The sequence below is a fragment of the Sphingomonas sp. MMS24-J45 genome (assembly GCF_044881195.1).
Taxonomy (GTDB): Bacteria; Pseudomonadota; Alphaproteobacteria; order Sphingomonadales; family Sphingomonadaceae; genus Sphingomonas.
Genome location: NZ_CP173255.1, coordinates 1079128 through 1096490, shown reverse-complemented (window position 1 = coordinate 1096490; position 17363 = coordinate 1079128). Strand labels below are relative to the sequence as shown.

Below are 17363 nucleotides of genomic sequence, written 5' to 3'. Positions count from 1 at the left end.
CCGCGCAGTGCATCCGACATGCCCTCCCCCAGCCCCTCCCGCAAGCGGGAGGGGGAAGAAGGACGGACGGGTTAGGGATAACTCACCGTCTTCGGGATCGCCGGGATCGGGATCCATTCCTTGTCGTCGCCCACCACCTTGGGGAATTCACCGGCGGTCCAGGCGCGCTTGGCTTCGTCGATGCGGTCCTGCCGCGAGGAGACGAAGTTCCACCAGACGTGGCGCGGCGTCGCGAAATCCTCGCCGCCGCACAGCATCGCACGCGCACCGGTGGTGGAGCGCAGCGTCGCGGCCATGCCGGGTTTGAGCACGTAGAGCGTCATCGGATCGAGTGTCATGCCGTCGAGCGTCGCGTCGCCAATCGCGATATAGATCGCGCGCTCATCAGCGGCGGCATCGATCGGCACGCTGCCGCCCGCATCGAGCACGATGTCGGCATAGATCGTCTCGGCATAAGTGGTGGTCGGCGCGGTGACGCCCCAGAGATTCCCCATCACGACGCGCGCGCGCGCGCCGGGGGTTTCGACCGTCGGCAACTGGTCTCGCGCGACATGTTCGAACGCCGGGTCCATTTCTTCATCCGCCTCGGGCAATGCGAGCCAGGTCTGGATGCCGGACAGCAGCGGGCCGACCGCACGCTCGGCACTGGGCGAGCGTTCGCTGTGAACGATACCGTGGCCGGCCGTCATCAGATTGACCGCGCCGGGCTCGATCACCGCGACGCTGCCGACCGAATCGCGGTGTGCGATCGCGCCTTCGAACAGATAGGTGACGGTCGCGAGGTTGATGTGCGGGTGCGGGCGCACGTCAATGCCGGTGCCGACGCTGAGCCGTGCCGGGCCCATCTGGTCGAAGAAGATGAAGGGCCCGACCATCGTGCGCGGGCGCGAGGGCAGCGTTCGGTGGACCTTGAAGCCGCCCAGATCATGCGTGACCGGGGTGATCGTCTGGAGGATCAGGTCGTCATTGCTCATGCTGTCTGCTCCACCGGCCAGAGGATGTCGGCCAGGTCTTCGGGAAAATAGGGTTCGTCGAGTGCGGATAGCTCTGCTTGCGAAAACCAGTGCCAGCGCGTCATCACGCGCTGTTCGAGCGCGGTGTGGCCGCCGGTGTCGATCTCGGCAGAGTTGGCTCGGACCAGGAAATAGCGTTCGTCCGCGCTGACCGGCACGCCTTCGATCGTGATGAATTCGACGTGGCGCTGCAGGATCTCCGGGCCGGGGTCGAGGTCCAGCCCGGTTTCCTCGCGCAATTCCCGGCGCGCAGCCTGTGCATAGCTTTCGCCCGGATCGACCGCGCCGCCGGGGGTGCACCAGAAGGGCGGTCGGTCGTCGGGGGTGAAGCGGAACAGCAGCACGCGCTGATCCGGATCGAGCAGCAGGATGCGCGCGGCGGGGCGGAGCGCGCGGGTCATTCGCCGGGCGCGGTCGCGCGGATCGCCAGTGCGTGGATGCGTGTCGCGAGCAGATCGGCAAGTGCGGTGTTGACCAGACGCTGCCGCGCGACGCGGTTGAGGCCGACGAACTTCGCGCTCTCGACCGTGACCGAGAAATGCGATTCGCCCGTCCCGTCATCGCCCATGTGCCCGGCATGCTGCGCACTGTCGTTGGAGATGTGGAGCTTGGTGGGGACAAGTGCCGCGTCGAGACGCTCGCGCATTTCGTCGACGATCGGGCGGGGGGCGGTGGCGGGCTGGTTCATCGCGCCTATATAGTCCGCTTTTGGATTTGAGGGAGCCGCGTTGGCACGCGAAGACGACAAGAAGCGCGAAAAGCCGTCGCCCCGTTTTCACGGTCGGGTCGAAGGGACGGGACGCGCGTGTGCGGAGCCGGGCTGCGAAGCGGCGGGCGAGTTCCGCGCGCCGCCAGTGGAGGGGGCGGGCTATGGCGCTGAGGGGCCGCGGCCGTATCGCTATTTCTGCCTCGACCACGTCCGCGCTTTCAACGCGCGCTACAATTTCTTCAACGGCATGAGCGCGGAGGAAATCCACGCGCAGCAGCGGCCCCATGCCGGGTGGGAGCGCGAGACTCGGGCGTTTGCGCATTCGGGTGCCGACGTGCCGCCGAAATGGGCCGACTTCAGCGATCCACTCGACGCGATCGGCGCGCGTTTCCGCCGGGCAACCGCAGGCGAGGAGCAGCGCAAGGACGGGCGGCCGCTGTCGGCGCTCGACCGGCGCTCGCTCAAGGTGCTGGGGCTGGCGATCGACATCGACCGGCGGGCCTTGCGCACGCGCTATGCCGAACTGGTGCGCAAGTACCACCCGGATCGCAATGGCGGCGACCGAAGCTTCGAGGCGAAATTGCAGGACGTGATCGCCGCTTATACGCAGTTGAAGGGGGCGGCGGCCTTCGCCTGAGCCAGCCTTATGCTTCCTTCGTTTCGACGATGCCGAGGTGATGATAGTGCCGGTGCAGCCACCGGAGCGCCGGGGTCACCAATATGCCGTGCATCAGGATCGAGCCTGCAATGATCAGCCCCAGCGTCGCCCACAGGCTGGTCTGCTGTTCGAAGGCGGCGTGGTTGAAGCCGTAGCTGAGGTAATAGACCGACCCCAGGCCGCGGATGCCGAAAAAGGCGATGATGCCGAGTTCGAGCCGCGGGCGCTTTACCCCGATCAAGCTGATCCACCCGGCGAGCGGGCGAATGACGAGCAGCATCATGCCCGCAAACGCCGCTTCCTTCCACCCCACCGGCGCAAGCAGGCCTGCCGCCAGCATCCCGCCGAACAGCAGGAGCAGGAGCATCATCAGCAGCCGTTCCGATTCATCGGCGAAATCGTGCAGTCGCTTGTTGAAATCATGCCCGCGCGCCGACTGGCGGATCGTCAGGCCCGCCACGAACACCGCGAGAAAGCCGTAGCCATGCGCGAATTCGGTCAGCGCATAGACCAGCAGCGTCGCACCGAGGGCGATGAAGCCGTCGCCGGTCCGCGATAGTGCGGTGCCGGCCGGCATCCGGTAGATGATCCAGCCGATCACCCGGCCAAGGCCAGCGCCGAACACCAGTCCTGCGCCGAGCTTCCACAGCACGTCATCGAGCGCCCAGTGCGTCAGCACCGCGCCGCTCAGGCTGCCCGCCGCCGCGATCGCAATGGCGAGGTGGATGAAGGGGAAGGCGAGTGCGTCGTTCAACCCCGCTTCGCTGGTGAGCGCGAACTTGGCCTCAGCTTCCTCCTCATTCTCGTCATGCTCTATCTGCACGTCGCCCGCGAGCACCGGATCGGTCGGCGCGAGCGACCCCGCGAAGAGCAGGGCGGTGGCAAGACCGAGGCCGAGGAAGTGATAGCCGAGCAGCATGACCAGCAGGATCGTCAGCGGCATGGCGATGCCGAGCAGCCGCCACGTGACGTTCCAGCTCTTCCACGCGACCAGCCGTTCGATCTTCAGGCCGCCGCCCATCAGCGACACGATCACGATCATCTCGGCCGCGCGCTCGACCAGCTTGGGGCTTTTTTCGGGATGCGGCGCCCAGGCCGAGAAAGGCGGAAAGGAGAAGAGCACGACCCCGATACCGACGCAGACGATCGGCAGCGAGAGCGGCAATTTCTTGAGCACGATCGGTAACCAGGCGATCACCAGGATCATCGCACCCAAGGCGAACAGGATGGGGATATAGTGCGCTTCGAGCCTGGGGCCCTGCGCGGCGATGCTGGTGGCTTCCGACAGAGAGAGGATCAACGGCACTTCCGATCAGGGAGCGCTGCGCGGACGCGTGCGGCGCTCCCCTTTCAACCGATCGCGGGCGAAAACGTGCCATGCGATCGCCTGGGCGCGTCACGCGATCCGCTTGGCCACTTCCTCCAGTTGCTCCGCGACCTTGCCCCACCCGTCGGTGAAGCCCATCGCTTCGTGCTGCGCCTTGGCCTCGGCGCTCCAATGGCGGGCGGTGGCGGTGTAGCGGGTGCCGCCGGCTTCGTCGCTAAATTCCATGATGCCGATCATGAACGGTCCCTGCGCGTGCCAGCCGTAGGTGAAGGCGTCGGTGAAGACGATGCGCTCGTGCGGGATCACCTCCAGATAAACGCCCTCCTGCGGCATTTCCTCGCCATTGGGGCCGCGCATGATCATCGCCGCGCGGCCGCCGGCGCGCATGTCCTGCGCGATCAGCTCGACGCTCCACGGCTTGGGGCACCACCATTCGGCGAGATGATCGGTGTAGGCGCGCCACACCGCTTCGCGCGGGGCGCCGATCAGGCGCGTGATCGTGAGGTCGTGGCTGTCGGGCATTTTCGTCTCCTCAATCGCGGTCGGGCGCGCCGAGCGGGAAGAAGTGGCGGTACGGCCGGGCTTCCTCGACGCAGCGCGTGAACGGCGCCCAGGCGAGCAGGTTAGCGCGATAGGCTCTCAGTGTCGCATGGGTGTCGGGGATCGGGTGCGCCCAATCGGCATAGAAAAGCGACGGCGCAGCGGCGCAATCGGCGAGCGTTGGCGTGTCGCCACCTGCGGCCCAGGTCCGCCCGGCAAGCTGCGCGTCGAGCCAGGCATAAGCGGTGTCGAGCGTCTTGCGCGCATCCTCGACCCCGGTCGGATCGCGCTTGTCGAAGGGGCGCATCGCGTTGCCGACCAGCTTCTGCACCGGCGTCATCACGCGGTTGTCGAACACGCGATCGAGCAAGCGGATTTCCAGCGCATCCCCTTCGGGCACGAAGCGATGTGCGCCGGGATGATGCCGATCGAGATATTCGATGATGATGCTCGCCTCGGGCACGGTCCGCGCGCCGTCCGCCAGCACCGGAAATTGGCCGAACGGCCAGCGCCGCGCGAGTTCGGTCGCGGTGTCGAGATGATCGGGGCCGAGCATGCGGAAGGTGAACGGCGTGTCGTTGGCGTACAGCGCGATCAGCGCCTTCTGACAGTAAGACGAGAAGGGGTGGGCGAAGAGCTCAAGCATCGGCCACCGCCGATTGGCCCGCGACCGCCGCCTCGATTGCGGCGACGTCGATCTTGCGCATGGTCATCATCGCCTCGAACCCGCGCTTGGCGGCGGCGCGGTCCGGGTGGGAGAATGCCTTCATCAAGCCGCGCGGGGTGATCTGCCACGATATGCCCCATTTGTCCTTGCACCAGCCGCACGCATTCTCGCTGCCGCCGTTTCCGACGATAGCGTTCCACAGGCGATCGGTCTCGGATTGATCGTCGGTATAGATCTGGAACGAGACTGCGTCGCTGTGCGGGTGGCCAGGGCCGCCGTTCATCGCGACAAAGGGCATTCCGCAGACGGTGAATTCCACGGTGAGCACCTGGCCCTGCTGCCCGGCAGGAAAATCACCGGGCGCGCGGTGGACGGCATCGACGCGACTGTCGGGGAAGGTAGCGGCATAGAAGGTCGCGGCTTCCTCCGCCGCGCCGTCATACCACAGGAAGGCGGCGATCTTGTTCGTCATCGGGATGCGTCCTTCACGCTCTAGAGCCGACGAGCGCGAAGGTGGCGCCTTGCGGATCGACCCCGACCATCGAGAAATCGCCGCCGGGGATCGGGGTTGGCGGTTGGACGATGCTGCCACCGTTTGCGGTGATCGCGGCGACGGCCACATCGATGTCGGGCACGCGGAAATAAAAGGTCCAGGCCGACACCGGCATTTCCGGCATCTTGGGCATCACCGCGCCGAGCATCCCGTGCCCGGGGGGCGATCCGTCGGGCGCGCGTCCGGCGTGGCGCAGGAATTCGTATTTCCCGAGCGGGCCCATATCCATTTCGCCATCCTTAACCCAGCCGAAGCGCTGTCCGTAGAAATGGAGCGCGGCGGCGGGGTCGGCGGAGGACAGTTCGTTCCACGCGCAATGGCCGGGGCGGGGCATGTCGTAAGAGAAAGACAGGCTGGTCGCGTCGGGTTGGTCGGCCGGTGGTGTCGGCTTCATGATGTAGAAGGGCGCGCCCTGCGGATCGGCCACCAGCGCCATGCGGCCGACGCCCGGTATATCCCACGGGCCCATATGCACCGCGCCGCCGCCATCGGTAATCGACCCCGCCATCGCATCGACATCATCGACCAGGACATAGCCGAGCCAGCCGGGACGCGCGCCGCCCTCCTGCATCTGCGGAGTGAGCGGCATCATGCCGGCGACGGGGCCGGTGTCGGATGCGATCATGCGATAATCGATCGGGCCGCTCGGCGCGGCTTCGATCTGCCACCCGACGACGGCCTGATAGAAAGCGCGGGCACCGTCGGGATCGGGGGTGATGAGTTCGTACCAGATGAAGTCGCCGTGATAGTTCGCCATCTTATTTCTCCAGCAGGACGACGGTTTCGAACCCGCCGAAGATCATGCGTTTGCCGTCGAACGGCATGGGCGGGTCCATCATGCGCGGCTCGTCGCGCAGCTTTTTCATCGCAGCATCGCGCGTCGCCTTGTCGGGCCATTCGATCCACGCGAAGGCAACCGTCTCTTCCGGTGTGGCGGCGACGGCGCGGGGGAAATCGGTATGCTGTCCCGCCGGTACGTCGTCGCCCCAGCTCTCGACCACGCGCGTCGCGCCGAGTTCCAGGAAGATCGCGTCGATCGTGCGGGCATGGTCGATAAATGCTTGCTTCGCGTCGCACGGAACGGGGATCACGAAGCCGTCGATATAGGGCATGGCGTGTATCCTGTCGGTCAGGCCGCGGGTTCAGCGGGGGCGGGCATGGCACCCGGTGCATCGGGGTCCATCCAGAACGGGCCGAATCCGTGCCCGTCGGGGTCCTCGACCCCGCGCGAATACATGAACCCTTCGTCCTCCGCCCCGTGCACCTCGCGGCCTCCCGCTGCGAGCGCGGCGGCGGCGAAGGCGTCGACGGCGTCACGGGAGTCGAGCGCGAGCGCGAAGAGCGGGCCGCCCATCGCACGCGTGTCGCCCGGCTGCTTGGACGACAAAGTGCGATACAGGTCATGGCTGATCAGATTGAAGGTGATCGCATCCGACCAGACCATCGATGCGGCGGACGCGCCGGAAAAGGCCGGGTCGCGCGTGCAGCCGATCGCCGCATAAAAGGCAGACGCGGCTGCGACATCTGCCACCGGCAGACTGATGAATATCCTCCTAGACACGGCGCCATTCTCCCGAAGCGACTCGCTATTTGCCTTTGATGCGTCGGTAAGTTATCAAAAGCAACCATGAAGTTAGAAAAAGTGACTGATCGAAGTGAGAAAAAAGCCAAGCGCTGGTATGATGACGCGTGCGGCACGGCGCTGGCGATGGAATTGGTGGGGGAGCGCTGGTCGCTGCTGATCGTGCGCGAACTCATGTTCGGACCGCGCCGCTTCGGCGAATTGCGCGGCGGGCTGACCGGGATCAGCGCAAACGTGCTGACGCAGCGGCTGGAAGGAATGGAGCGGGTCGGCATCCTGCAGAAGCGCAAGCTGCCGCCGCCCGCATCGGTGCAGGTCTATGAACTGACCGCGCTTGGGTATTCGGCCGAGGTCGTGATCCAGGAACTTGGGCGCTGGGCGGCGCAATCGCCGCTGCACGACCCGACGTTGCCGTTCAGCGCGGCCTCGGCGATGCTGTCCTTCCGCACGATGATCGACCGTAGCCGCAGCGGCGACTTTGGCGCGACCGTGGGATTCCGGTTCGGTGCAGACACGTTCGTCGCGGTGGTGAATGCGCGCGGGATTGCGATTCGGCGTGGCGATCCGGCGGATGCAGCGGCGGTGACGTTCGAGACCGATCCGGCGACGCTCGCCTCGGTTGTCTATGGCGGACGGCCGATTGCCGATGCCGAGGCAGCGGGGACGTTACGGATTTCGGGCGACCGCGCGCTGGCCGAACGCTTCGTCACGCTATTCCCGCTTCCGGCGAAGCTGGGTTCTTGAGTCCGCGCCCAACCTTGGCCTAAGGCTGTCGCCATGACGAACATTCCGAACACACAGCCCGGCTCTTTTGATGGTGAGGGGCGCGCGACGACGATCCTCGACGCGCCCGACCAGATGCGGAAGGTCCGCGACCTGTTCGGGATCGATTCGGACATGGAAGTCCCGGCCTTCTCGGTCGCCGACGAACGCGTGCCCGATCTCGATCCGGCCTATGTGTTCGACGCCGACACGACGCTCGCGATCTGCGCTGGGTTCGCGCACAACCGCCGCGTGATGGTGCAGGGTTATCACGGCACCGGCAAATCGACGCACGTCGAACAGGTCGCGGCACGGCTCAACTGGCCGTGCATCCGCATCAACCTCGACGCGCATATCAGCCGCATCGATCTGGTCGGCCGCGATGCGATCGTGCTGCGGGACGGGCAGCAGGTCACCGAATTCCGCGAGGGGCTCCTGCCCTGGGCGCTGCAGACACCGACCGCGTTGGTGTTCGACGAATATGATGCGGGCCGCCCCGACGTGATGTTCGTGATCCAGCGCGTGCTGGAGACCGAGGGCAAGCTGACGCTGCTCGACCAGAATCGCGTGATCCGCCCGAACCCCTATTTCCGCCTGTTCGCGACCGCCAACACGGTCGGCCTCGGCGATACGTCGGGCCTGTATCACGGCACGCAGCAGATCAACCAGGGTCAGATGGACCGCTGGAACATCGTCGTCACGCTCAACTATCTGCCCGCCAAGGTGGAGGCGCAGATCGTGCTCGCCAAATCGGGTGAGTATGACAAGCCAGAGGGCGTGCGCCAGGTCGAGAACATGGTGCGCGTGGCCGACCTGACGCGGCGTGGCTTCATCAATGGCGACATCTCGACCGTGATGAGCCCGCGTACCGTTATCACCTGGGCGCAGAACACGCTGATCTTTGGCGATGTCGGTTTTGCTTTCCGCTTGTCGTTCCTCAACAAGTGCGACGAGACCGAGCGGGCTTTGGTGGCCGAATATTATCAGCGCGTGTTCGGCAAGGATCTGCCCGAGAGCGTCGTCGGCGCGGCAAAGGCGACTGCATGATCCTCGCCTTGCTCCTGCAGGCCGTCGCCGCGCCGCCCGTTCCGTGGGCGGTGACGACGTCGGCGGGCGCGAAGAGCAAGGCGACGACGACATCGGCCTGGTCGAGCGACAATAAGGCGCGCCTCGTCGTGCGGTGTGACGTGACGGATGAGAAGATCGTCTCGATTCAGTTCATTCCCAAGCCCGGCTTCGCCGCCGCGCTGCCGCGGCCGGTTTCGATCAAGGCGGATGACGACGGCTGGCTCGGCACCAACTGGCAATTTCCGGGCACTGGCGCCTTTATCAGCCAGGATGTGATCGTCACCAATCTCGCGCAGGTGATCGCGCATGGGAAAACGATTCATGTCCGCGTGATCGACCCCGACAATGCCGTGGTCGAGGCGAATTTCACTGGACCGGGCGAGGCGCCGATCCGCCAGGTTTTGAAGGCGTGTGAGTATGAACTGGGCGTGATCCCGCCGCGCTCGGCCCCGCCGCCTGTGGCACCGAAGGCGCCTACGCCGCCCGATCCCGACGCGGAGTAAGGCATGAGCAGTGCAACGCCCACCCTCGGCCGCCTCAACCATGTCGGCGTGGCCACCCCCTCGATTGAACGATCGATCGCGATGTACCGCGATCTGCTCGGCGCGACCGTGATCGGCGCACCGTTCGATCTGCCGGCGCAGGGCGTGAAAGTGTGTTTCATCGACACGCCCAATACGCAGATCGAGCTGATCGAGCCGTATGACGAGAGCTCGCCGATCGCGGGGTTCCTGCGCAAGAATCCGGCGGGCGGGCAGCATCACGTCTGTTTCGAGGTAGCCGATATCCATGTGGCGGTCGCCGACCTGAAGGCGAAGGGTGCCACGGTGCTGGGCGAACCGCGCATCGGTGCGCATGGCACCCCGATCGTGTTCGTCCACCCGAAAGACATGGGCGGCGTGCTGGTCGAGCTGATGGAAACGCCCGCGCACTAGCGCGGGGCGGACGAAGGGCATATCGTCGCGCGCATGAACAAGCCCGTTCCCGATCTGCACCCGGACGACGATCTCGGTCCGCTGGACGCGCAGGGCCAGCAGATCTGGTCGCCCGAGGAAGCGGCGGCGATCGCGCGGTTGCAGGCCGATCCGCGCTATCAGGCGGATGTTGCCGCAGGTCTCGCGTCGATCGCGCGCGGGCAGGGATTTTCCGCCGAACAGGTTTTGGCTGAACTGGCGCGGCGTCGAGCCTCGCGTTGAGGGGCCTGCACTGGACGCCCGATGCGACGATCTCGATCGGATCGATCTGTTCAACCGGCAACGCAGCGATTCCTGGGCCGAGCGCGTCGAACGCCGCATCGTCGCAAGAGCGCGGCGCCTGGCTGCAGCACCTTTTCAAGGGCGAGTATGTGACGTGGGCGGCGTACGGTTGCTGTCTATCCCTGACATCCAATACATCATCACCTATCGCATCGAAGACGCTGCGCTGTGGATCGTCCGCATCCACCATGCGCGAGAAGACAGGGAGAGAGCATGACCTATGAAATGATCCAGAGCGAACGGCGCGGCGACGTGCTGGTGGTGACGCTCAACCGGCCCGAGCGGCTGAATGCCGCGCCGCCGCAGGCGTTCGAGGAAATCGCCCATGCCATCGCCAATCTCGGCGGCGCGCGTGCGGTGCTGTTCGGCGGGGCGGGCCGCGCCTTTTGTTCGGGCGCGGATGTCGGCGGCGGGGCGCTGGGCAGCGATGACCCCGGCAACAGCACCTTCAAGGCGCTGACCGAGAGCTATAACCCGACGATGGCGGCGATCGCCGATCTCGCGGTGCCGGTGGTGAGCGCGGTGCGCGGGCCGGCGGCGGGAATCGGGTGCAGCCTCGCGCTCGCGGCGGATTTCTGCGTGGCGAGCGAGACGGCGTATTTCCTGCAGGCGTTCGTCAATATCGGCCTCGTCCCCGATGGCGGTGCCAGCTGGATGCTGCCGCGCCTGATCGGTCGTGCGCGGGCAAGCGAGATGATGCTGCTGGGCGAGAAAGTGCCCGCCGCCAAGGCGCTCGATTGGGGGATGATCCATAAGGTCGTGGCGGACGATGCACTCGATGCCGAGGCGTTCGCGCTGGCCGAGCGGCTGGCGGCCGGGCCGACCGTCGCGATGGGCCTGATCCGGCAGCAGCTCCGCACGGCGTATGAGAGCGATTACGCCTCGGCGATGCTGCAGGAAGCGGAGAACCAGCGCGCGGCACGCGGCACGGCGGATTCGATGGAGGGCGGCATCGCCTTCCTGCAGAAGCGCAAGGCGGTGTTCCGGGGAGCTTAAATTCCCCTCCTGCTTGCGGGAGGGGTTAGGGGAGGGCATGTACGCCGCTCATTTCCTGACATGCCCTCCCCCAGCCCCTCCCGCAGGCGGGAGGGGAGTGCTAGAGGCCTGCGCATGACCGACAAACCGACCCTCGAAGACTGGCAAGCGCTCGCCGCGAAGGAAGTGAAGGGGCGCGATCTTACCTGGCCGACGCCCGAGGGGATCGACGTCAAGCCGCTCTACACCGCCGAGGATGTCGAGGGGATCGACCCGGGCCTGCCCGGCTTCGCGCCGTTCACGCGCGGGGTGCGTGCGTCGATGTATGCCGGGCGGCCGTGGACGATCCGCCAATATGCCGGCTTTTCGACCGCCGAGGCCTCCAACGCTTTCTACCGGCGCAACCTGGCGGCGGGGCAGAAGGGGCTGTCGGTCGCGTTCGATCTCGCCACGCACCGCGGCTATGACAGCGACCATCCGCGCGTGACCGGCGATGTCGGCAAGGCTGGCGTGGCGATCGACACGATCGACGACATGAAGATCCTGTTCGACGGCATTCCGCTCGACAAGATGTCGGTCAGCATGACGATGAACGGCGCGGTGATCCCGATCCTCGCCTTCTTCATCGTCGCGGGCGAAGAACAGGGGGTGCCGCAGCACTTGCTCGACGGGACCATCCAGAACGACATCCTCAAGGAGTTCATGGTCCGCAACACGTACATCTACCCGCCCGAGCCGAGCATGCGGATCATCTCGGACATCATCGCCTACACCTCGGCCAACATGCCGAAGTTCAACAGCATCTCGATTTCCGGCTATCACATGCAGGAAGCCGGGGCGACGCAGCTGCAGGAACTCGCCTTCACGATCGCCGATGGGCGCGAATATGTGAAGGCGGCGATGGCGAGCGGGCTCGACATCGATGCCTTTGCCGGGCGGCTGTCCTTCTTCTTCGCGATCGGCATGAATTTCTTCATGGAAGTCGCCAAGCTGCGCGCGGCGCGGAAACTGTGGCACCGCGTGATGACCGATCTCGGCGCGAAGGACGAGCGCAGCAAAATGCTGCGCACGCATTGCCAGACGTCGGGCGTGTCGCTGACCGAGCAGGACCCGTATAACAACGTCATCCGCACCACGATCGAGGCGATGGCGGCGATGCTGGGGGACGCAAAGCCTCCACACCAATGCGCTGGACGAGGCGATCGCGCTGCCGACCGATTTCTCCGCCCGCATCGCGCGCAACACGCAGATCGTGCTGCAGGAAGAAACGGGGATGACCAAGGTCGTCGATCCGCTCGGCGGCAGCTACTATATCGAGAGCCTGACCGAGCAATTGGTCGAAAAGGCGTGGGAGATTATCGAACGAGTCGAGGCCGATGGCGGCATGGCGGCCGCGGTCGCCAATGGCTGGCCCAAGGCGATGATCGAGGAGGCCGCAGCAGCGCAGGCCGCGCGCGTCGACAAGGGCGAGCAGGTCATCGTCGGCGTCAACAAATACAAGCTTGCCGAACAGGATGCGATCGACATTCTCGATGTGGACAATGTCGCGGTCCGCGAGGCGCAGATTGCGCGGATCGCGAAGGTCAAGGCGGGGCGCGACGAGGCGAAATGCCTCGCGGCGCTAGGCGCTCTGCAAGCGGGCGCGCGGGGAAAAGAAAACGTCCTCGCGCTTGCGGTCGAATGCGCCCGCCAACGCGCCACCCTGGGCGAGATCAGCGCCGCCTTGGAGGTGGTGTTCGACCGCTACCGCACTGCGCCGACCCCGGTGTCGGGCATTTACGGCGGGGCGCACGAATTTGACGCGGCGTGGCAGGGGCTGAAGGAAGGCGTCGTCTCGCTGGAGCGGCGCAACGGTCGCAAACCGCGGATGCTGGTCGCCAAGATGGGGCAGGACGGGCACGATCGCGGCGCCAATCTGGTGTCCTCGGCGTTCGGCGATCTCGGGTTCCAGGTCGTGCCGGGGCCGCTGTTCCAGACACCGTCCGAGGCTGCGCAACTCGCGATCGAAAGCGATGTCGACGTGGTCGGGGCGTCGTCGCTCGCGGCTGGACACAAGACGCTGATCCCCGAACTGATCGGCCATCTCCGCGAGGCCGGACGCAGCGATATCAAGGTGATCGCGGGCGGCGTGATCCCGGCGCAGGATTATCAATTCCTCCGCGATGCGGGGGTGCAGGGAATCTTCGGCCCCGGCACCAATCTGGTCGAGGCGGCCGGTGAAGTGCTCAGGTTGCTCGGGCACAACATGCCGCCGGTTGAGGAAGCCGCGGAGTGAGCGGCCCAAGCGCGTCGGCGGAACCCGATCCGCAGCAGGACAAAGTGATCCTGCTCTACGATTATTCGAAGCATTTGCTGTCGCTCGCCCTGTTCGGGATCGGCGGGATCGTGTCGCTGGCGCAATCGCCGCAGGGGCAGAAGATTCCGGCGCTGATCGTCGCGATGATGCTGGTGATGCTCGCGCTGTCCGGCCTGTGTGCGCTCAGTTGCAGCGCTGCGATTCTGCGCGCGCGTCAACGGGATCTGCCGGTGGGTCGCGGAGCGTGGACGAGCAGCCAGCTCGCCATGATGTTTCTGGGCACCGGCGTCGGTGGTTTTCTCGTTATCTGGATCAAGGCAATTTTATGAGCGTTCGTACCGACTGGACTCGTGACGAGATTGCGGCGTTGTTCGATCTTCCCTTCGACGATTTGATGTTCGAAGCGCAGAGCGTCCACCGCCAGCACCACACGCCGGGCGAAGTGCAGCTGTGCACGCTCTTGTCGATCAAGACCGGCGGCTGCCCGGAGGATTGCGGCTATTGCTCGCAATCGAAGTCGGCGGACTCGGGCGTCAAGGCGACCAAGCTGATGGACTCGCGCGCCGTGCTGCAAATGGCGGCGCAGGCGAAGGATTCGGGGTCGCAGCGCTTCTGCATGGGGGCGGCGTGGCGCAACCCCAAGGACAAGGACATGCCCGCCATCGTCGAGATGGTGAAGGGCGTGCGGCAGATGGGGATGGAAACCTGCATGACGCTCGGCATGTTGACGCCTGCCCAGGCGGCGATGCTGGCCGAGGCTGGGCTCGATTATTACAACCACAACATCGACACCTCGCCCGAACGTTATGACAGCGTCATCACGACGCGGACCTTCGCCGACCGGCTCGAGACGCTGGAGCATGTCCGGAGTGCGGGGATCAACGTTTGCTGTGGCGGGATCGTCGGGATGGGCGAGACGCGCGAGGATCGCGTTGGCTTCGTCCACGCGCTCGCCACCTTGCCGCGCCATCCGGAGAGCGTCCCGGTCAATGCTTTGGTGCCGGTGAAGGGCACGGTGCTGGGCGACATGCTGGCCGATACGCCGCTCGCCAAGATCGACGATATCGAATTCGTCCGCACGGTGGCGGTCGCGCGCATCACGATGCCGATGAGCATGGTGCGGCTGAGCGCAGGGCGGGAGAGCATGTCCGAGGCGACGCAGGCCTTGTGCTTTATGGCGGGGGCGAACTCGATCTTCACTGGCGATAAGTTGCTGACGGCGGGCAATCGCGGTGACAGCGCCGATGCGGCGATGTTCGAGCGGCTGGGCTTGCGGCCGATGAAGGGGGTGGAGCCGATGCGGGTGGCGGCGGCGTGAAAGTATTTTGGCCTGTTGCCACCGCCCTAGTGGTGTCGATTTCAGCGCCGTGCACCGCTGCTTACGACGCCGACGCGACCCGATTTGCCATTGTGTGCGAGGGTGACGCTGTATTCTCCAACAGCAGAGTTCAGAACGGCGCCTCTCGGCAAAATCCGACGGGACCTCAGATTTTTGTCATTGATGAAACCAATTCAGCTGTGTTTCGCGCGCTTGAGCCTCGCCAAGAATTCGATCCCATCTGCGGATCAAACGAAAAAGAATTGGCCAAGGCCTACATCTCACCGGGCATGGTTACCGCCAGTTCGTTCGAGCGGTCGTCCGATGGAACAGTTACCGAGTGCAATCTGGAGATCGACCGGAAGGCTGGTACGGCGGTTTACGAAATGAAGATGGAATTTGGGTTCGGCGGTTATAATAATTTCGTTTGGACGATGAAGTGTTCGCGAACTTCTGTTCCAAAATTTGACAAGAGCAGGAACAAATTTTAGATGTTCAAGAAAATCCTCGTCGCCAATCGTGGCGAAATCGCGTGTCGCGTGATGCGCACCGCCAAGAAGATGGGCATTGCCACCGTCGCGGTGTATTCGGATGCCGATGCGCGCAGCCCGCATGTGTTGATGGCGGACGAGGCGGTGCGGTTGGGGCCGCCGCCGGCGAGCGAGAGCTATCTGCTCGCCGATCTGATCCTGAAGGCGGCGAAGGACACGGGGGCGGATTGCATCCACCCCGGCTACGGCTTCCTGTCCGAGCGCGAGAGCTTCGCCAAGGCGTGCGCCGAGGCCGGAATCGCCTTTGTCGGCCCGCCGCCGAACGCGATCGCAGCGATGGGCGACAAGATCGAATCGAAGAAGCTGGCCAAGCAGGCCGGCGTCAACGTCGTGCCCGGCTTCCTGGGCGAAATTGCCGATACCGAGGAGGCGGTGAAGATCGCGACCGACATCGGCTATCCGGTGATGATGAAGGCCTCGGCCGGCGGCGGCGGCAAGGGGATGCGCCTCGCCTATAGCGAACAGGACGTCCGCGAGGGCTTCGAGGCGACCAAGCGCGAGGGGCTCGCGTCGTTTGGCGACGACCGCGTGTTCATCGAGAAGTTCATCGAAAGTCCGCGCCACATCGAAATCCAGGTGATGGGCGACCAGCACGGCAACATCGTCTATCTGGGCGAGCGCGAATGCTCGATCCAGCGGCGGCACCAGAAGGTGGTCGAGGAGGCGCCGTCGCCCTTCGTGACGCCCAAAATGCGCAAGGCCATGGGCGAGCAAGCAGTCGCGCTGGCGCGGGCTGTGGGCTATTATTCGGCGGGAACGGTCGAACTGATCGTGTCCGGCGCGGATACCACCGGCGAGGGGTTTTATTTCCTCGAAATGAACACCCGGCTGCAGGTCGAGCATCCGGTGACCGAGGCGATCACCGGGCTCGATCTGGTCGAACTGATGATCCGCGTGGCCGCAGGCGAACCACTTGGCTTCACGCAGGACGATGTCACGCTCAACGGCTGGGCGGTGGAGAATCGCGTCTATGCCGAGGACCCGTATCGCGGCTTTCTGCCAAGCATCGGGCGGTTGGTGCGGTATAATCCGCCGGAGTCGAGCGAGACGCCTTACAAATCCCCCTCCCCTTCAGGGGAGGGGTTAGGGGAGGGGCTGTCCGACAGCGTGGCGCCTGCGACTTCCCCTCCCCCGACCCCTCCCCTGAAGGGGAGGGGGAAGCAGCACCCTATACCCGCGTCGACGACGGCGTCCGCGAGGGCGGCGAAGTCAGCATGTTCTATGACCCGATGATCGCCAAGCTGATCACCTGGGCACCGACGCGCGAAGAGGCGATCGATGCGCAGATCGACGCGCTCGACCGGTTCGAGATCGTGGGACCGGGCAACAATGTCGATTTCCTGTCCGCGCTGATGCAGCATCCGCGCTTCCGCAGCGGCAACATCACCACCGGTTTCATCGCCGAGGAATATCCTGACGGCTTCCACGGTGCGCCGCCATCGCCCGAACTGGTCGAGGCGCTCGCCGCGATCGCCGCCTTTGCCGCGACGGCCGAGGCGGATCGCGCGCGGCGGACCGACGGGCAGCTCGGCAAGCGGCTGCGTCCGCCGTCGGAATGGTCGGTCAAGATCGGCGGGGCGGAGCATCTCGTCGCGATCTCGACGCGCGGCATCACGGTCGACGATGCCGATATCGATATCGCGCTCGAATATACGCCCGGCGACCGGGTGGTGGAGGCCGAGCTCGACGACGCGCCGCTCACCGTCCGCATCGCGCGTACGCGGACCGGTTTCAAGCTGACGACGCGGGGTGCCACCCATGTCGCGCGCGTGCTGCCCGCGCATGTCGCGCCGTACGCACAGCATCTGATCGAGAAGGTGCCGCCCGATCTCTCGCGCTTCCTGCTGTGCCCGATGCCGGGCCTGCTGATGCGGCTGGACGTGGCGGCGGGCGACAAGGTCGAGGCGGGCCAGCCGCTCGCCGTGGTCGAGGCGATGAAGATGGAAAACATCCTGCGCGCCGAAAAAGCGGGGGTTGTGAAGTCGGTCAATGCCGCGCCCGGCGACAGTCTGGCGGTCGATGCGGTGATTCTGGAGATGGAATAGTCGCAGCTCGCGACATTTTACGACAATGTTTCGGTGGACCGCA

Annotated in this window: 21 protein-coding genes and 2 pseudogenes; 13 read left to right on the top strand and 10 right to left on the bottom strand. The window is 65.4% G+C overall.

Features of this window, described 5'->3' with window-relative positions; all coding sequences use genetic code 11:
* Nucleotides 1-71 precede the first annotated feature (71 nt).
* The 3 genes from AB5I39_RS05555 to AB5I39_RS05545 are packed head-to-tail and all read right to left on the bottom strand — an operon-like array spanning nt 72 to nt 1701.
* Nucleotides 72-974: a pirin family protein gene (locus tag AB5I39_RS05555; RefSeq protein WP_404372221.1), complete on the bottom strand. Its 903-nt coding sequence runs from the start codon at nt 972-974 to the stop codon at nt 72-74.
* Nucleotides 971-1414 (bottom strand): NUDIX hydrolase, encoded by a 444-nt coding sequence (locus tag AB5I39_RS05550; protein ID WP_404372218.1) that lies wholly within the window; start codon nt 1412-1414, stop codon nt 971-973. The genes AB5I39_RS05555 and AB5I39_RS05550 overlap by 4 nt, the downstream gene beginning before the upstream one ends.
* Nucleotides 1411-1701: a BolA family protein gene (locus tag AB5I39_RS05545; RefSeq protein ID WP_404372216.1), complete on the bottom strand. Its 291-nt coding sequence runs from the start codon at nt 1699-1701 to the stop codon at nt 1411-1413. Before AB5I39_RS05545 ends, AB5I39_RS05550 begins: the two co-directional genes overlap by 4 nt.
* 40 nt (nt 1702-1741) lie before the next feature.
* On the opposite strand from AB5I39_RS05545, the gene AB5I39_RS05540 reads away from it, so the two are divergent.
* A complete protein-coding gene (locus AB5I39_RS05540) occupies nt 1742-2359 on the top strand; it encodes a J domain-containing protein (RefSeq protein ID WP_404372213.1) in 618 nt (205 codons plus the stop codon).
* A gap of 7 nt (nt 2360-2366) precedes the next feature.
* On the opposite strand, the gene AB5I39_RS05535 is transcribed toward AB5I39_RS05540, so the two are convergent.
* The 7 genes from AB5I39_RS05535 to AB5I39_RS05505 all read right to left on the bottom strand — a co-directional run bounded on the left by AB5I39_RS05535 (nt 2367) and on the right by AB5I39_RS05505 (nt 6998).
* Nucleotides 2367-3686 carry a cation:proton antiporter gene (locus AB5I39_RS05535; protein WP_404372211.1) on the bottom strand — a complete coding sequence of 440 codons (1320 nt, stop codon included), beginning with the start codon at nt 3684-3686 and terminating at the stop codon, nt 2367-2369.
* Between the two features lie 90 nt (nt 3687-3776).
* A complete protein-coding gene (locus tag AB5I39_RS05530; protein ID WP_404372208.1) occupies nt 3777-4229 on the bottom strand; it encodes an SRPBCC family protein in 453 nt (150 codons plus the stop codon).
* Nucleotides 4230-4239: 10 nt separating this feature from the next.
* The gene (locus tag AB5I39_RS05525) at nt 4240-4893 is read right to left on the bottom strand and encodes a glutathione S-transferase family protein (RefSeq protein WP_404372206.1); all 654 of its coding nucleotides are present in this window, start codon (nt 4891-4893) and stop codon (nt 4240-4242) included.
* Nucleotides 4886-5386, bottom strand: coding sequence for a VOC family protein (locus tag AB5I39_RS05520; protein WP_404372203.1), 501 nt, complete (start codon nt 5384-5386; stop codon nt 4886-4888). Before AB5I39_RS05520 ends, AB5I39_RS05525 begins: the two co-directional genes overlap by 8 nt.
* Nucleotides 5387-5399: 13 nt before the next feature.
* Nucleotides 5400-6224: a VOC family protein gene (locus AB5I39_RS05515; protein ID WP_404372201.1), complete on the bottom strand. Its 825-nt coding sequence runs from the start codon at nt 6222-6224 to the stop codon at nt 5400-5402.
* A 1-nt stretch (nt 6225) separates the two neighbouring features.
* Nucleotides 6226-6579, bottom strand: a complete 354-nt coding sequence (locus AB5I39_RS05510) for a DUF1428 domain-containing protein (protein ID WP_404372198.1) — start codon at nt 6577-6579, stop codon at nt 6226-6228.
* Nucleotides 6580-6596: 17 nt separating this feature from the next.
* Nucleotides 6597-6998 carry a VOC family protein gene (locus AB5I39_RS05505; protein WP_404372195.1) on the bottom strand — a complete coding sequence of 134 codons (402 nt, stop codon included), beginning with the start codon at nt 6996-6998 and terminating at the stop codon, nt 6597-6599.
* Between the two features lie 96 nt (nt 6999-7094).
* Here AB5I39_RS05505 and AB5I39_RS05500 point away from each other — a divergent pair, with 96 nt between their 5' ends.
* The 12 genes and pseudogenes from AB5I39_RS05500 (at nt 7095) to AB5I39_RS05445 (ending at nt 17320) form a co-directional block, all read left to right on the top strand.
* Nucleotides 7095-7793, top strand: coding sequence for a winged helix-turn-helix transcriptional regulator (locus AB5I39_RS05500; protein WP_404372193.1), 699 nt, complete (start codon nt 7095-7097; stop codon nt 7791-7793).
* 33 nt (nt 7794-7826) lie between these two features.
* A complete protein-coding gene (gene cobS / locus AB5I39_RS05495) occupies nt 7827-8858 on the top strand; it encodes a cobaltochelatase subunit CobS (protein ID WP_404372191.1) in 1032 nt (343 codons plus the stop codon).
* Nucleotides 8855-9382: a hypothetical protein gene (locus AB5I39_RS05490; RefSeq protein WP_404372188.1), complete on the top strand. Its 528-nt coding sequence runs from the start codon at nt 8855-8857 to the stop codon at nt 9380-9382. Before cobS ends, AB5I39_RS05490 begins: the two co-directional genes overlap by 4 nt.
* A gap of 3 nt (nt 9383-9385) precedes the next feature.
* Complete coding sequence (gene mce, locus AB5I39_RS05485) at nt 9386-9814, top strand: methylmalonyl-CoA epimerase (protein ID WP_404372186.1); 429 nt, start codon at nt 9386-9388, stop codon at nt 9812-9814.
* Nucleotides 9815-9847: 33 nt separating this feature from the next.
* Nucleotides 9848-10075 (top strand): hypothetical protein, encoded by a 228-nt coding sequence (locus tag AB5I39_RS05480; RefSeq protein WP_404372183.1) that lies wholly within the window; start codon nt 9848-9850, stop codon nt 10073-10075.
* Entirely contained in the window at nt 9981-10352 is a 372-nt protein-coding gene (locus AB5I39_RS05475) for a type II toxin-antitoxin system RelE/ParE family toxin (protein ID WP_404372181.1), read from the top strand. Before AB5I39_RS05480 ends, AB5I39_RS05475 begins: the two co-directional genes overlap by 95 nt.
* Entirely contained in the window at nt 10349-11131 is a 783-nt protein-coding gene (locus AB5I39_RS05470) for an enoyl-CoA hydratase-related protein (protein ID WP_404372178.1), read from the top strand. The genes AB5I39_RS05475 and AB5I39_RS05470 overlap by 4 nt, the downstream gene beginning before the upstream one ends.
* A gap of 114 nt (nt 11132-11245) precedes the next feature.
* Nucleotides 11246-13385 (top strand): annotated as a pseudogene (gene scpA, locus AB5I39_RS05465) (methylmalonyl-CoA mutase).
* Entirely contained in the window at nt 13382-13735 is a 354-nt protein-coding gene (locus AB5I39_RS05460) for a hypothetical protein (protein WP_404372175.1), read from the top strand. The pseudogene scpA and the gene AB5I39_RS05460 overlap by 4 nt, the downstream one beginning before the upstream one ends.
* Entirely contained in the window at nt 13732-14724 is a 993-nt protein-coding gene (bioB, locus tag AB5I39_RS05455) for a biotin synthase BioB (RefSeq protein WP_404372172.1), read from the top strand. The genes AB5I39_RS05460 and bioB overlap by 4 nt, the downstream gene beginning before the upstream one ends.
* Nucleotides 14721-15215, top strand: a complete 495-nt coding sequence (locus AB5I39_RS05450) for a hypothetical protein (protein ID WP_404372170.1) — start codon at nt 14721-14723, stop codon at nt 15213-15215. The genes bioB and AB5I39_RS05450 overlap by 4 nt, the downstream gene beginning before the upstream one ends.
* Nucleotides 15216-17320 (top strand): annotated as a pseudogene (locus AB5I39_RS05445) (biotin carboxylase N-terminal domain-containing protein).
* The last annotated feature ends 43 nt before the right edge of the window (nt 17321-17363 follow it).